Raw genomic sequence first — 13,987 nt, forward strand, 5'->3', positions numbered from 1 at the left:
AACCTACTTCGCAGAAATATGAAAGATGTTTTTTCGCTCTGCCCCGGGTCAGAAAGGAAAAAAACGGGAAGCGGCATACTCTCGCCGCTTCCCGTTTGGAATCTTATGCTCTGTGCTCTCCTCTGGAGTAGGCCACCACCGTGCGGCGGTTGGGTTCGGTGCCGGTGGAGTAGGTCGTCACGTCTGGATAATCCTGAAGGGCCGTATGGATCACATGGCGCTCATAGGCGTTCATGGGCTCTAACGTCACGTTCCGGCGGTACTTCACCACCTTGCCCGCCACCTTTCTGGCCAGACGCTCCAGGGATTCCTCCCGCTTGGCCCGGTAGTTTTCCGCATCCACATGGATGCGACTGCGCTTGGACGCTCCGCGGTTCACCGCGTAACTGGTGAGCTGTTGAATCGCGTCCAGCGTCTCGCCCCGGCGCCCGATGAGAGCCCCCAGGTTCTCACCCACCAGCTCCACCTTGTAGCTGCCGTCCTCCCCCATAGTGATCTTCGGAGTGGCCTCCACCTCCATGTGGGCCATCAGGCCGGTGAGAAAGCGATCAATGGATTCAGCCTTGTCCCCCAACTCCTCCGGGGCAGCCGTCGTCTGAGAGGTCAAATCGGCGGGAGCGGCCGTGTCCTCCGCCCTTTCGACCGCAGGATCCGGCTCCTTTTCCGCGGTCGAAGCAGGCTTCTTCTCCACAACAGGGACAGGGACCGGCTCGTCGGGCACCTCATAGGTCACTTTGATCTTTGCGGGGCTGCCTCCAATGCCCAAAAAACCACTCTTGGCCCGCTCCAGGACCTCCACGGACACCTCGTCCCGATCCAGACCCAACTGCCGCAGCGCGGCGGCAATGGCTTCTTCCTCATTTTTTCCAGTACACTCAATATACTTCAACATAGGTCTTCTCTTCTCCTTATGTTGGGGTCATTCCCGTCCCTCAGGCTTCTGGATCTCCTCGATTTCCTCATCCAGCTTGGCCCAGGGGTCCTCAGAATCGGTCCCGTTTTCCTCGACAGCGCTTTCGGAAACGGGATTCTCGTCGGGAGCTTCCGGAGTCTTCTCCTCCACAAGCTCCTCTGCGATCATCTCATCGGCGGCGGCCTCCAAAGCCGCCTCTTGCAGCTTGTCCGATTTTTTCTCCAGAGCGGCCTCCACGGCGTTCTCATCGATGGGGGCTCCCGGATCCTTGTAAAGGGTCGGCCCGTCGGGGCTGTAGCGATAGGGGTCATACGCCCGGCCCCGGGCATAGGAGCGAATGCCCACACGGCTCACCTCGATTACAGAGGCGTCGCTCTTCTTCTTTTCCACCGCGGCGGCCTTTTTCTTACCCTTATTGGTCTTGGCCTCAGCCAGCGCCTGGGCTTTCCGCTCCGCGGCCTCCCGGCGCCTTTTCTTCTCCTCTTCCTTCTCCAGGCGCTCCTGTTCGGCGCGGGCCGCGGCAGCGGCCTCATAATCCTTTTTCAGAATTTTACCCGCCACAAACTCCTGCAGCAGAGACAGCAGGTTGTTCACCACCCAGTACACGCCCAGACCGGCAGGCATGATAAAACCGATCCACAGGGACATCAGGGGACTCATGATCATCATCATACGGTTGGTGGAGTTTTGCTGGGCATTCTGGGACTGGCTGTTCATCTGATTGGTCCGCATGGAGATGATGGAGAACAGAAGGCCTGTAACAGCGGAAATCACAGGGATGAGGAACAGCCCTATGCTGCCCCAGCTGATGCCGTTGACCCAGAACTTGGCGTTGGGCACCTGAGAGAGGTCCAGGCCGAGGAACTGGAAGTTCATCGCAAACATCTTTGCGGCGCCCTCACCTACCGCGGCCTGAGCGGCAGAGAGGTTTTCCGGATTGATGAGAGAGGCCAGGAAAAGCTGGTTGTAGCCCGTATTGCTGAAAGCGTTGACCGCGCCCTCAGCCACGTTCTTGACCCAGCCGTTTTCAATGGAAATGGTGGCCCAGTTCAGGGCGTCGGCCACGGCGGAGATCTGTTCGCCGTTGAGGCCCATCATGTACTTCAGCGGCTGACGGATGATGGCATACAGGGGAAACAGCACCAAAATGGGAAGAAAAGACCACAGGCAACCTCCCATGGGGTTGACCTTTTCTTTCTCATAGAGCTTTTGAATCTCCAGATTCTGCCGCTCTTTATCATTGGCATACTTTTTCTGGATCTGCTGCATCTTGCCGGAGAGCATATTCATCTGGATCATGCTCTTCTTTCCCTTGAGCGAGAAGGGGAACAGGATCAGCTTCACCACAACGGCGAAGAAGATCAGAGCAAAGCCATAGCTGCCGGTGATGTTATAAAACAGCTGGAGCAGCCAGGTAAAGGGGGTGAGAATGTAGTACCAAATATCCATTTAGGGTCCTCCACACAATATTTTAGAAGAGGAGTCAGGGCACCGGATCATACTCGATGCTCTTTTGCTTATGGAAGGGCTGACATTTCAGGATACGCCTGAGTGCCAGCCATCCGCCCTTCCACGCGCCGTACTTTTCCACCGCCTCCAAGGCATAGGCCGAACAGGTGGGAATAAAACGGCAGCAGGGCGGCCGGGCGGGCGACAGGTTGCTTCGGTAAAACCGGATCAGCTTCAGCAGCAGTGCCTTCACGGCTCTCCCGCCTCCCTGGCCTTCAGCCCCAGCTTGTCCGCAAGGGAAAGAAAGGACCGCTCCAACTGGCGGTACGTGGCGAAGGCTGCCTTGACCCTGGCTACCACCACGATATCGTAACCGGGACGGAGCTGTCCTTCATGGAGCCGGTAGATCTCCCGGACGCGGCGGCGGACCCGGTTCCGGGTCACAGCGCCGCCCACCTTTTTGCCTACCGTCAAGCCCAGCCGGTTCTCCATACGCCGGTTTTTCCGACAGTAGAGGGCCAGATAGGGCGTAACCGCGCTCTTTCCCTTGTGGTAAAGGCGCTGGAATTCATGATTTCGTTTGATGGTGACGGTAAACTTCAAAAAAGGTACCCCACTTTCGGACATTGAGGCGGAATTTTTGCGTATGCACTACAGGGGCGGTGGGAATGCTCCCCCGCCCCTTGATGACGCTCTATTCCGGTTCTGCCTGCATCTGCCTTAGTAGGTCAGGCGAGCGCGGCCCTTCGCACGGCGGCGGGCCAGCACCTTCCGGCCATTCCGGGTGGCCATGCGCTTACGGAAGCCATGCTCCTTGGAGCGCTGGAGCTTCTTGGGCTGATAGGTACGCTTCATCTCTGTACACCTCCTGTACGCGGCATAAAACGGGCTGAGCCCGTCTACCACAACGGCCGTTTTGACCGGCCGCGGTCGTCAGAATATACGTCTCCCTTGTTTTCAGGACGCAATCGTTATTATAGCCTATATTTTTATCCCCTGTCAACCACCTTTTTTCTTCTTTTTTCAGTCTATGACAAGGATTTCCCCTTCCATACAAGATATTGTGGTTGTCTATTCTGCCTGAGGCTGGGTTATATTTATAAATAATGTATAGGTGGAAAACCGTTGCCTCCAACCGGTTTTTTTGATATAATTAATTAGATATGGACACTACAAAAAAAGGGAGGTCCCGCGATGAATTCCGCCGCGGATATCTGGTCCAAAGTGCTCTCCCTCATGGAAGCGGACATGACCGCCACCACCATTCACACCTGGTTTGACGACACGGTGGCCTTGTCCCTGGATGAGGACAAGTTCATTCTCCACACACCCTCAGACTTCAAGCGGGATATTATCCTCTCCCGCTATCTGCCCCCCATTCAAAAGGCCCTGCACGAGCTCTTCTCCGCCGACTTCCAGGTGGTAGTACTGGGCGTGGAGGAGCTGGAAAAGTATCAGAACAGCCGCCGTCCGAAGGAAGACGGCTTTCTGCCCGGTACCGAGGAGTATACCTTCGAGCGCTTCGTGGTGGGCTCTTCCAACAAATTCGCCCACGCTGCGGCCCGCGCAGTGGCGGACCACCCGGCCCTCAACTACAATCCCCTCTTCATCTACGGAGAATCCGGCCTGGGAAAGACCCATCTGCTTTACGCCATCGCCCACAAGATCCACGCAGACCATCCGGACTACCGCATCGTCTACATCAAGGGCGACGCCTTCACCAACGAGCTCATTCAGGCCATTCGGGAAGGCCGAAATCAGGAGTTCCGGGAGAAATTCCGATCGGCGGACGTCTTTTTGATGGACGACGTACAGTTCATTGCCGGCAAGGACTCCACCATGGAGGAGATGTTCCATACCTTCAATACCCTCTACGAGACCCGAAAACAGATCGTCTTTACCGCCGACCGCCCTCCCAAGGAGATGCTCAAACTGGAGGACCGGCTGAAGACCAGATTCGAATGGGGTCTCATTGCCGACATCCAGCCCCCCGACTATGAAACGCGCATGGCCATCATCAAAAACAAAGCCATCCGTATGGGGGTGGAGCTGCCCGAGGCGGTCTTGCAGTATGTGGCTGAGAACATCACCGCCAATGTCAGGCAGATCGAAGGAACCGTCAACAAGATCATGGCCCTGCGGGATCTGGAGGGAAGCAATATCGACGCCGCCACTGTCACCCGTGCGGTACGGGATATGTTCAAAGACCCCTCCGACATCATGCCCACCTCCGACGTCATCATCGAAGAGGTGTGCAACTTCTACAACATCGACAACAGCGCTCTGCGGGGACAGGGACGGACCAAGGATACGGCCCTCGCCCGCCAGGTGGCCATGTACCTGATCCGTGAAATGACCAATCTCTCCCTCAAAGAGATCGGCCGTGAATTTGAAAATCGGGATCATACCACGGTTCTCCACTCCATTGAGCGGGTAGAGAAGCTGAAAAAAAGCACCCCGGAAATCACCGAGGTCATCAAGGATATCCGCTCCAACATCAACGCACGATACGAATAGCTTTTCGAATCTTTATCCATATCGACTTCCATTTTTCCAATCCATACAGCTTGTCGCTTTCCACCACATTTTGTGGAAATGTGGACAACTGTGTGTGGACAATTTTCTCCCCTTTTTCCCCTGTGTGGAAACCCCTCGCTTTTCTGCACACCCCCTGTGGAAGCACAACCCTTAGCCCTCCAACCGTTTCAGGGTCTTTTCCACAAAATTTTATACTACGAGTACTATTGCTATCTTTAATCCTCTCCTCTCCTCAAAAAGAGCGGAAACGAAAGGAAGGAAGTCTCCATGAAGTTCTCCTGCGAAAAAGCCCTTTTGCAGTCGGCAATTGCCGTCACGGCCCGGGCTGTCTCCCCAAAAAGCTCCATTCCCGCCTTAGAGGGTATCCTCCTGGAAGCCGGGACCGACCTGCGCCTGACGGGCTATAACCTGGAAACCGGGATCCGTACCGTGGTGCCCGCTCAGATTGATCAGGAGGGAAGCCTGGTACTCTCCGCCCGGCTTTTCGGCGAGATCATCCGGAAGCTGCCCGACGATATCGTCTCCTTTCAGGCCGATGGCTATATGGTCAACATCACCTGCGGTATGAGCCAGTTCAATATTCTGGCCACCGATCCCGAGGACTTTCCCGAGTTGCCCACAGTAGAGGACAAAAACGGTTTCACCATTCCCAGGGGCAAACTGGGCTCTATGATCCGCCAGACCATCTTTGCCGTCAGCGACAACGAATCCCGGCCCATCCATACCGGTTCCCTCTTCGAGATCGACGATACGGGCCTTACCGTGGTCTCTGTGGACGGCTACCGGCTGGCTCTGCGGCACGAGCCCATCACGGAGCGTGACGGCGCCCTCTCTTTCTCCTTCGTCGTGCCCGGCTCCGCTCTCTCAGAGGTGGAGAAAATCTGCGGCGACGGTGAGGAGGAGGCTACGGTCACGCAGGGAGAGCGGCACGTCATGTTCCGCGTAGGGGATACCATGCTGGTCTCCCGCCGTCTGGAGGGTGAATTTCTGGCCTATCGGCAGGCGATTCCCCGCAACAACGGCATCAAAGTGGAGGGGGACACCAGGGCTCTGCTCACCTCGATTGACCGTGTCTCCCTCATCATCAGCGATAAGCTCAAGTCCCCCCTCCGCTGTGTCTTTGACGACAATGTGCTCAAGATCACCACCAAGACCGGGATCGGGGACGCCTCCGACCAATGTCCCATCTCCGGCGATGGAGGCGGACTGGAGATCGGCTTCAATAACCGCTATCTGATGGACGCGCTGAAGGCCGCTCCCGCGGACCGGGTCCGGCTGGAGCTTTCCTCCGGTGTGGCGCCCTGCGTCATCCTCCCGGCGGAAGGAGAGGAGAACTTCCTCTACATGGTCCTCCCCGTGCGGCTGAAGGCGGGAGAATGATGGAACCAAGACCCTGCCTGCGCAAGAAAAAATCAACCCCCTCAAACGAATTCTGCCAGAGCTGTACCGGCAGTTTGAGGCTTTGGCGGAGAAGGAGCAGATATGCAGACAAGCCAAGTGAAGATTGCAACTGAATTCATCAAACTGGACGCTCTTTTAAAGTTTTCCGGGGTCATGGAGACCGGAGGAGAGGCCAAAGAGGCCATTCAGGGCGGTAAAGTCCGAGTCAACGGCGAGGTATGCACCATGCGGGGCAAAAAGCTCCGTCCAGGCGACGTGGTGGAGCTCAGCGGCGTCCGGCTGACCGTACAATGATCGTCAAGCGCATCACACTGGATTTTTTCCGCAACTACCTCCATCTTGAGTGTGCCTTTTCCCCCGCTACTAACGTGATCTATGGGGAGAACGCCCAGGGAAAGACCAATCTGCTGGAGGCCGTCGCCTATTTGTCCACCGCCTCCTCCCACCGGGCCCGATATGACCGGGAACTCATTCAGCTTGGGGTGGACTCCGCCTGGATCCAGGCGGAAGTCTTTGCCCGTGAGCGGGAGTTTGCCCTGGAGGCCCGCCTCTCCCGGGGGACACGGCGGCAGCTCTCCGCCAATGGTGTGCGGCTGAAATCAGCCGGAGAGCTCTCCGGCGTTCTGAATACTGTCCTCTTCTGTCCGGAGGATCTGTCTCTCATTCGTGACGGCGCGGCGGCGCGGCGGCGCTTTCTAGACGAGTGCATCTGCCAGCTCCGCCCCCGGTATGCCATGGCCCTGGCGGAATATAAAAAGCTTTATGAACATAAGATCCGCATTCTCCGGGACTGGACGGAAAAACCCTCCCTCCTGGACGCCCTGGATGAGTTTTCCCTCCGTATGGCTCAGACCGGAGCGGTGCTCATCCACTACCGGGCCCACTTTATACGGCGGCTCCAAGAGGTGGTCCCCCCCATCCACAGCGACTTTTCCGGCGGAAGGGAGCGCCTGGACCTCCGCTACGAGACGGTTAAGACCGTGACTGACCCGGAGGCGCCGATGCGGGATATCCTTTCCCAGCTGCTGGAGCACCAGGAATCCCACCGGCAGGCGGAGCTGGAATCCAGACAGTGCCTGTCCGGGCCCCATAAGGACGACCTGGCTGTGGATTTGGATGGCGTATCCGCCAAGACATACGCATCCCAAGGGCAGACCCGTACGGCGGCCCTCTCCCTGAAACTAGGGTGCCGTGAGATTTTTTTTCATGATACCGGGGAATGGCCTGTCCTTCTGCTGGACGACGTGCTTAGCGAGTTGGACCACCGGCGGCAGGAGTTCGTTCTCAACCGCATTGCCGGCGGACAGGTCTTCATTACCTGCTGCGAGGACGACCGCCTGGAGGGACTTGGAGAAGGAAGTACGTTTCACATCCACAACGGACGGCTGGTATAGCCGTCCTCTGAACTGGAAGAGGAGCGATCTATGTATCTGCATCTGGGGCAATCCGTGGTGGTGCCCTTTCGGGATGTCATCGGTGTATTCGATATGGACAATACCACCTCTTCTCATCTCACCCGCAAATTTTTAGAGCGGGCGGAGCGGGAGGGCCGTGTGGTGGATGTGTCCGGCGATCTGCCCAAGTCCTTTGCCCTGTGCAGGGCCGGGGATGGAGCGCCGGTGGTCTATCTCTCCCAACTCTCCACGGCCACCCTGCTCAAGCGGGTGGAGAACAATCTATTTGAATGAAAAAGCACGCCGACAGGTTCTGTTTGAACATAAAAGAAACAGGGCCTCCGTCTGCGTGTAAACACGGAACCCAGGAGGTTTTAAAATGTCTGAAGAACTGGAAAACAGCGAGATCAGCCAGCCGGAACAGGTATCACATGAGTACGGCGGTTCTGAGATCCAGGTGCTGGAGGGATTAGAGGCCGTCCGCAAGCGGCCCGGCATGTATATCGGTTCCACCTCTTCCTCCGGTCTCCATCATCTGGTGTATGAGATCGTAGACAATGCCATCGACGAGGCTCTGGCCGGTTACTGCGATGAGATCAATGTGATCATCAAAGAGGGCAACGTCATTACCGTCACCGACAACGGCCGCGGCATCCCTGTGGACATACAGCCCCAGACCGGACTTCCCGCGCTGGAGGTCGTGTTTACCATCCTCCACGCGGGCGGTAAGTTTGGCGGCGGGGGCTACAAGGTCTCCGGCGGCCTGCACGGCGTGGGCGCCAGCGTGGTAAACGCCCTGTCTGAGTGGCTGGAGGTCCAGGTTTACAAGGACGGCAAGATCTATGAGATGAAGTTTGCCAGAGGGAAGGTCACCCAGCCCATCACCGTGGTGGGGGATACCGATAAGCACGGCACCGTGGTCACCTTTCAGCCGGATCCGGAGATGTTCACCGACACCACCGTATACGATTACGATATTCTCCATACCCGTATGCGGGAAGAGGCTTTCCTCAATGCCGGACTGCGTATCCACACCATCGATCAGCGCGCGGGCAGGGAGCAGCATGATGACATGTGCTATGCCGGCGGGATCCGGGAGTTTGTCACTTGGCTCAACCGGGCCAAGAATCCCATTCACGATGGCGTCATCTATATGGCGGGGCAGAAGGGGGATTCCATCGCCGAGTTGGCCTTCCAATACACCGACAGCTACAGTGAGAGTATCCTCTCCTTTGCCAACAACGTGCATACCCCCGAGGGCGGCATGCACGAGACCGGGTTCAAACAGGCGCTGACCTCCACCCTCAATGCCTATGGGAGAAGGATGAATCTGCTCAAGGATGGCGATGAGATCAAGGGCGAGGATTACCGGGAGGGGCTCACCTGCATCATCTCCGTGAAGCTTACCGACGCCCAGTTTGAGGGACAGACCAAGGCCAAGCTGGGAAATTCCGAGGTGCGTACCCTGGTGAGCGCCATCGTATCGGAAAAGCTGGAAGAGTTTTTGGAGGAAAATCCGGCGGTAGGCAGGGCCATCCTGGACAAGGCCCTCACCGCCTCCCGGGCCCGGGAGGCGGCCCGAAAGGCCCGGGAGTCCATCCGGCGCAAAACCGCTTTGGGCGGCGCGGCCATGCCCGACAAGCTGCGGGACTGCAATGAGGTGAACCCCGAGCTCACCGAACTCTATATCGTCGAGGGTGACTCCGCCGGCGGCTCGGCCACCCAGGGCCGGGATTCCCGCTTCCAGGCCATTCTCCCCCTGTGGGGCAAGATGCTCAATGTGGAGAAAGCCCGCGCCGACAAGGTGTACGGCAACGACAAGCTCCAACCGGTCATCACGGCTCTGGGGGCCGGGATCGGGGACGAGTTCGACCCCAATAAGCTCCGCTATCACAAGGTCATCATCATGGCCGATGCCGATGTGGACGGCGCCCATATCCGTACCCTGCTGCTTACCTTCTTCTTCCGCTTTATGCGCCCGCTGATCGAGCAGGGCTATGTATATGCCGCCGTGCCCCCCCTTTACAAGCTGACCAGGGGCAAGCTCACACGGGTGGCCTTCTCCGATGAAGAGCGGGACAAGGTCTCCGCTGAGCTGCGGGGCGACAATCCCAACGCCAAGGTGGACATCAGCCGCTATAAGGGCCTGGGTGAGATGGACCCCCATGAACTGTGGGAGACCACCATGGACCCAGAAAAGCGCACGCTCAAGCGGATTGAGCTGGACGACGCCGTCCGCGCGGACGAGACCTTCACCGTACTCATGGGCGAGAAGGTGGAGCCCCGCAAGGAATTCATTGAAAAGAACGCCAGATACGCCGTCAATTTGGATTACTAAATATGAAAAAGACGGGATATATCACGATCTGTATTTTTCTCTGCGCCGCACTGACCGCCTGCGGAAAGCCGCCCGCCACAGAGACGCCGGTACCGTCTCCTGCCGCCGCCGTACAGACGCCCGGGCCCAGCCCTTCCGGAACGATTGACCTGTCGTCCACTCCGGAGCCGGAGACACTTCCAGTCTCTCCCCTGACCGAGGAAAATACGCCCGCCCGGACGGCTTATGCTGCCGCATTGAACACTCTGCTGGACACCAACGTTCTGCCGAACGGCGATAAACCATCCGATGATTACACCGGGAGCATCGAGGACCGGGAACGCATGGCGAGAAACCGATTTTCGGTCTGTGATGTGGACGGAGACGGGGCGGAGGAGCTGATTCTTCTCTATACCACTGACATTACCGCTGCACAACGGGGTTTTATTTTCTCCTGTGAGGAGGAGACAGGCAAGCTGGGGATTCAGTTGGAGTCCTATCCCCTTTTCACCTTCTATAAGAGCGGTGCGGTGGAGGGCGGATGGTCCCACAATCAGGGGAAGGGAAACACCTTCTGGCCCTATGACCTCTACCGCTACGATTCCTTTTTGGACGTCTATGTGGATGTGGGTTCGGTAGACGCCTGGGACGAGAGCCTGGGTATTGAAGATTATCCCAGCCAGGCGGACAAGAGCGGCAGCGGCTTCGTCTACTATATCGAGACCAATGGGTCTATGACCTGGGAGGACCCTTTGGACGTCTCCATCTATGAGGCATGGCGTTACCCCTATGTGCGGGACGGACAAGAAATTTTGCCGGAATATCTGCCCTTGACGGCGGAAAATATTCAAGGTCTGCTGACAGCAGGCTGATCTGACGCAAAGAGAGCAACGCGCTTTTGAAAAAGAAAGGCTGTTTTTGAATGAGTAAAAAACCGCAGTACGATCCTGAGGAGATCCGGTATCCGGACCAAGTCATCGTGACATCCCCCCTGGTGCCGGAGATGGAGCAGTCCTACATCGAATACGCCATGAGCGTCATCGTGGGCCGGGCCCTGCCCGACGTCCGCGACGGACTTAAGCCGGTCCACCGCCGTATCCTCTACGCCATGTATGAGGACAATCTGACCCATGACCGGCCATTTAAAAAGTCCGCCACCTGCGTGGGCGACGTACTGGGCCGGTACCATCCCCACGGAGACCAGAGCGTATATGACGCTCTGGTTCGTCTGGCACAGGATTTTTCCATGCGCTATATGCTGGTGGACGGCCACGGCAACTTTGGTTCCGTGGACGGAGATCCCCCGGCCGCCTACCGTTATACGGAGGCCCGGCTGGCCCGTATTTCCGAGGAAATGCTCCGGGATATCGACAAAGAAACCGTGGACTGGGACCCCAACTTTGACGAGTCCAGAAGGGAACCCAGGGTCCTCCCCTCCCGCTTCCCCAACCTGCTGGTGAACGGCTCCTCCGGCATTGCCGTTGGCATGGCCACCAATATCCCTCCCCACAATCTGCGGGAGGTCATCAATGCCTGCATCTGTGTACTGGATAACCCCGAGGCCACTCTGCCCGACCTGATGGAGCATGTCAAAGGGCCGGACTTCCCCACTAAAGGCATCATCATGGGACGTTCCGGCATCCGGGCCGCCTATGCCACCGGACGGGGACGACTGATGGTTCGGGCCCGCACGGAATTTGAGGAGTTCGGCAAGGACCGCACCCGTATCATCGTCACCGAGATCCCCTATCAGGTCAACAAGAGGATGCTCATCAAAAATATGGCCGACCAGGTGGAGGACAAGCGCCTGGAAGGGATCTCCGACATCCGGGACGAGACCGACCGGAACGGTATGCGCATCGTCATCGAGCTGAAGAAGGATGCCAATCCCCAGGTGGTCCTCAACCGTCTCTTTGCCCAGACCCAGCTTCAGACCACCTTTGCCATCAATATGCTGGCGCTGGTCAACAACCAGTCCCAACCCAAGATTTTGTCCTTGCGGCACATTTTGGACGAATACCTGGCCTTCCAGGAGGAGATCATCATCCGGAGGACCAAGTATGACCTCCGCAAGGCACAGGAGCGGGCCCATTTGCTGGAGGGCCTGCTCATCGCCCAGGACAACATTGACGAGGTCATCAAGATCATCCGTACCAGCTATGATAACGCCAAGGAGAATCTGATGTCCCGTTTCCATCTGGACGATGTCCAGGCCCAGGCAATCTGCGATATGCGCCTCATTGCCCTTCAGGGCCTGAATCGGGAAAAGCTGGAGAACGAGTACAAGGAGTTGGAGGAGCGCATCGCCTACTTCAACAAGCTCCTCTCCGACGAGGAGATGCTCAAGGGAGTGCTCAAGGAGGAGCTCACCGCCATCCGGGACAAGTACGGCGACGACCGCAAGACAGAGATCCAGGATGTGGAGGATGAGCTGGATATCGAGGACCTGATTGAGGAGGAGGAGTGCGTCTTTACCCTCACCCGCGCGGGTTACATCAAGCGGACGCCGGCCTCGGCCTATCGGGCCCAAAAGCGGGGCGGAAAGGGCGTCAGCGCGCAGACACTAAAGGAGGAGGACTGTGTGGAGACCGTGTTCACCGCCTCCACCCATGACTATATCCTGTTCTTTACCAGCATGGGCCGGGTCCATCGGAAAAAGGGATATCAGATCGCCGAAGCGGGCCGGACGGCCAAGGGTACCAACATCGTCAACGTCCTCCCCATTGAGCAGGGGGAGAAGGTCACGGCCATGATCCACCTGCGGGAGTATGCCGAGGACCGCTATCTGGTGATGGTGACCCGGAACGGCACGGTAAAGCGCATTTCTCTGCCTGTGATCAATACGGCCCGAAAGGCCGGTATCCGCTGCATCACTCTGGACGAGGGGGATGAGCTCATCTCGGTCCGGGAGACGGACGGCAAGCAGGCGATCCTCATTGTCACACACGACGGTATGGCCATCGCCTTCCTGGAGACGGACGTGCGCTGCATGGGCCGGGACGCCACCGGCGTCCGGGGCATCAAGCTGCGGGAGGGCGACTATGTGGTGGGCGCCGCCCGGGCCAAGTACGATCACCAGGTACTGATGGTAACGGAGAACGGCTATGGAAAGCGCACCCCCATGGACGAGTATTTCCGGGCGGACGGACCGCAGAACCGGGGCGGTTATGGCCTTAAGGGCTATCAGGTCACGGAGAAGACCGGCCCTATCGCCGGGGTCAAGGTGGTCTCCGGCGAAGAGGATATCCTCATCATCTCAGACGACGGCGTGATCATCCGGATGCCGGTAAAGGATATCAACAGCTACAGCCGTACCGCCCAGGGCGTGATTCTGATGCGTCTCCAGGAGGGCGTGAAGGTCATCTCCATCGCCCGGACCGACCATGAGGGGGAGGAGATCGAGGAGCCCGTGGAAGACGAGATTCCCGAAGCGGGGAGCGACCAGGGGGGCCGGACGGAACCGGAGCAGTAAAAGCGCCCGGACAGCGTGAAAGGAGCTTTGCATACGACTGCGATGAAAACGGTGACCATCTATACCGACGGGGCCTGCTCCGGCAATCCCGGTCCCGGTGGCTGGGGAGCGATCTTGATGTATGGATCGTTCAAAAAGGAACTCTCCGGCGGCGAGGCCCATACCACCAACAACCGTATGGAGCTCACGGGCGTCATTGCCGCTTTGGAGGCGCTCCGAGAGCCCTGTATCGTGGAGCTTTGGTCCGACTCCAAATATGTCATCGACGCCCTGGAAAAGGGCTGGGCCAAAGGCTGGCGGGCCAAGGGCTGGGTCAAGGCGGACAAAAAGCCCGCCCTTAATCCCGACCTGTGGGGCCGGCTGCTGGACCTGTGCGATTATCACAAAGTCCACCTCCACTGGGTCAAGGGCCATGCGTCCAACCCCTACAACAACAGGTGCGATGAGCTGGCGGTCATGGAGAGTCGAAAGTATAAGGAATAAAAAAGTGGGGTCCGAGCTTG

General features: G+C 57.9%; 14 protein-coding genes. 9 read left to right on the top strand and 5 right to left on the bottom strand.

Annotation, left to right across the window (positions count from 1 at the left end; genetic code table 11):
* Positions 1–103: 103 nt before the first annotated feature.
* The 5 genes from jag to rpmH form a co-directional block, all read right to left on the bottom strand.
* Complete coding sequence (jag, locus tag ABUA09_RS02405) at positions 104–892, bottom strand: RNA-binding cell elongation regulator Jag/EloR (RefSeq protein WP_033117615.1); 789 nt, start codon at positions 890–892, stop codon at positions 104–106.
* Between the two features lie 27 nt (positions 893–919).
* Entirely contained in the window at positions 920–2,362 is a 1,443-nt protein-coding gene (locus tag ABUA09_RS02410; protein ID WP_033117616.1) for a YidC/Oxa1 family membrane protein insertase, read from the bottom strand.
* Between the two features lie 34 nt (positions 2,363–2,396).
* The gene (yidD, locus tag ABUA09_RS02415; protein ID WP_075704849.1) at positions 2,397–2,615 is read right to left on the bottom strand and encodes a membrane protein insertion efficiency factor YidD; all 219 of its coding nucleotides are present in this window, start codon (positions 2,613–2,615) and stop codon (positions 2,397–2,399) included.
* A complete protein-coding gene (gene rnpA / locus ABUA09_RS02420) occupies positions 2,612–2,965 on the bottom strand; it encodes a ribonuclease P protein component (RefSeq protein WP_227152085.1) in 354 nt (117 codons plus the stop codon). Before rnpA ends, yidD begins: the two co-directional genes overlap by 4 nt.
* Before the next feature lie 117 nt (positions 2,966–3,082).
* Positions 3,083–3,217: a 50S ribosomal protein L34 gene (gene rpmH / locus ABUA09_RS02425; protein WP_033117619.1), complete on the bottom strand. Its 135-nt coding sequence runs from the start codon at positions 3,215–3,217 to the stop codon at positions 3,083–3,085.
* Positions 3,218–3,556: 339 nt separating this feature from the next.
* Between rpmH and dnaA the strand changes: the two genes are divergently transcribed.
* The 9 genes from dnaA (at position 3,557) to rnhA (ending at position 13,967) form a co-directional block, all read left to right on the top strand.
* Positions 3,557–4,879, top strand: a complete 1,323-nt coding sequence (dnaA, locus tag ABUA09_RS02430) for a chromosomal replication initiator protein DnaA (RefSeq protein WP_058116688.1) — start codon at positions 3,557–3,559, stop codon at positions 4,877–4,879.
* Between the two features lie 288 nt (positions 4,880–5,167).
* The gene (dnaN, locus tag ABUA09_RS02435; protein ID WP_058116689.1) at positions 5,168–6,280 is read left to right on the top strand and encodes a DNA polymerase III subunit beta; all 1,113 of its coding nucleotides are present in this window, start codon (positions 5,168–5,170) and stop codon (positions 6,278–6,280) included.
* 102 nt (positions 6,281–6,382) lie between these two features.
* The gene (locus ABUA09_RS02440) at positions 6,383–6,595 is read left to right on the top strand and encodes an RNA-binding S4 domain-containing protein (RefSeq protein ID WP_058116690.1); all 213 of its coding nucleotides are present in this window, start codon (positions 6,383–6,385) and stop codon (positions 6,593–6,595) included.
* Positions 6,592–7,695: a DNA replication/repair protein RecF gene (recF, locus tag ABUA09_RS02445; RefSeq protein WP_033117623.1), complete on the top strand. Its 1,104-nt coding sequence runs from the start codon at positions 6,592–6,594 to the stop codon at positions 7,693–7,695. Before ABUA09_RS02440 ends, recF begins: the two co-directional genes overlap by 4 nt.
* Before the next feature lie 30 nt (positions 7,696–7,725).
* On the top strand, positions 7,726–7,989 hold the full coding sequence (remB, locus tag ABUA09_RS02450; protein ID WP_058116691.1) for an extracellular matrix regulator RemB: 264 nt from the start codon (positions 7,726–7,728) through the stop codon (positions 7,987–7,989).
* A gap of 85 nt (positions 7,990–8,074) precedes the next feature.
* Complete coding sequence (gyrB, locus tag ABUA09_RS02455) at positions 8,075–10,033, top strand: DNA topoisomerase (ATP-hydrolyzing) subunit B (protein WP_033117625.1); 1,959 nt, start codon at positions 8,075–8,077, stop codon at positions 10,031–10,033.
* A 2-nt stretch (positions 10,034–10,035) separates the two neighbouring features.
* The gene (locus tag ABUA09_RS02460) at positions 10,036–10,884 is read left to right on the top strand and encodes a hypothetical protein (RefSeq protein ID WP_058116692.1); all 849 of its coding nucleotides are present in this window, start codon (positions 10,036–10,038) and stop codon (positions 10,882–10,884) included.
* 50 nt (positions 10,885–10,934) lie between these two features.
* Positions 10,935–13,484, top strand: coding sequence for a DNA gyrase subunit A (gene gyrA, locus ABUA09_RS02465; RefSeq protein ID WP_033117627.1), 2,550 nt, complete (start codon positions 10,935–10,937; stop codon positions 13,482–13,484).
* A 42-nt stretch (positions 13,485–13,526) separates the two neighbouring features.
* Complete coding sequence (rnhA, locus tag ABUA09_RS02470; protein ID WP_033117628.1) at positions 13,527–13,967, top strand: ribonuclease HI; 441 nt, start codon at positions 13,527–13,529, stop codon at positions 13,965–13,967.
* Positions 13,968–13,987 lie beyond the last annotated feature (20 nt).

Source organism: Intestinimonas sp. RTP31139st1_F5_RTP31139_211217 (genome assembly GCF_040226735.1).
In the GTDB taxonomy this organism is placed as follows: domain Bacteria; phylum Bacillota; class Clostridia; order Oscillospirales; family Oscillospiraceae; genus Intestinimonas; species Intestinimonas butyriciproducens.

What these genes read in the sequence shown, in the direction of transcription:
- jag (WP_033117615.1), bottom strand. Translation starts at nt 892, where the DNA reads ATGTTGAAGTATATTGAGTGTACTGGAAAAAATGAGGAAGAAGCCATT.
- ABUA09_RS02410 (WP_033117616.1), bottom strand. Translation starts at nt 2,362, where the DNA reads ATGGATATTTGGTACTACATTCTCACCCCCTTTACCTGGCTGCTCCAG.
- rpmH (WP_033117619.1), bottom strand. Translation starts at nt 3,217, where the DNA reads ATGAAGCGTACCTATCAGCCCAAGAAGCTCCAGCGCTCCAAGGAGCAT.
- dnaA (WP_058116688.1), top strand. Translation starts at nt 3,557, where the DNA reads ATGAATTCCGCCGCGGATATCTGGTCCAAAGTGCTCTCCCTCATGGAA.
- dnaN (WP_058116689.1), top strand. Translation starts at nt 5,168, where the DNA reads ATGAAGTTCTCCTGCGAAAAAGCCCTTTTGCAGTCGGCAATTGCCGTC.
- ABUA09_RS02440 (WP_058116690.1), top strand. Translation starts at nt 6,383, where the DNA reads ATGCAGACAAGCCAAGTGAAGATTGCAACTGAATTCATCAAACTGGAC.
- recF (WP_033117623.1), top strand. Translation starts at nt 6,592, where the DNA reads ATGATCGTCAAGCGCATCACACTGGATTTTTTCCGCAACTACCTCCAT.
- remB (WP_058116691.1), top strand. Translation starts at nt 7,726, where the DNA reads ATGTATCTGCATCTGGGGCAATCCGTGGTGGTGCCCTTTCGGGATGTC.
- gyrB (WP_033117625.1), top strand. Translation starts at nt 8,075, where the DNA reads ATGTCTGAAGAACTGGAAAACAGCGAGATCAGCCAGCCGGAACAGGTA.
- ABUA09_RS02460 (WP_058116692.1), top strand. Translation starts at nt 10,036, where the DNA reads ATGAAAAAGACGGGATATATCACGATCTGTATTTTTCTCTGCGCCGCA.
- gyrA (WP_033117627.1), top strand. Translation starts at nt 10,935, where the DNA reads ATGAGTAAAAAACCGCAGTACGATCCTGAGGAGATCCGGTATCCGGAC.
- rnhA (WP_033117628.1), top strand. Translation starts at nt 13,527, where the DNA reads ATGAAAACGGTGACCATCTATACCGACGGGGCCTGCTCCGGCAATCCC.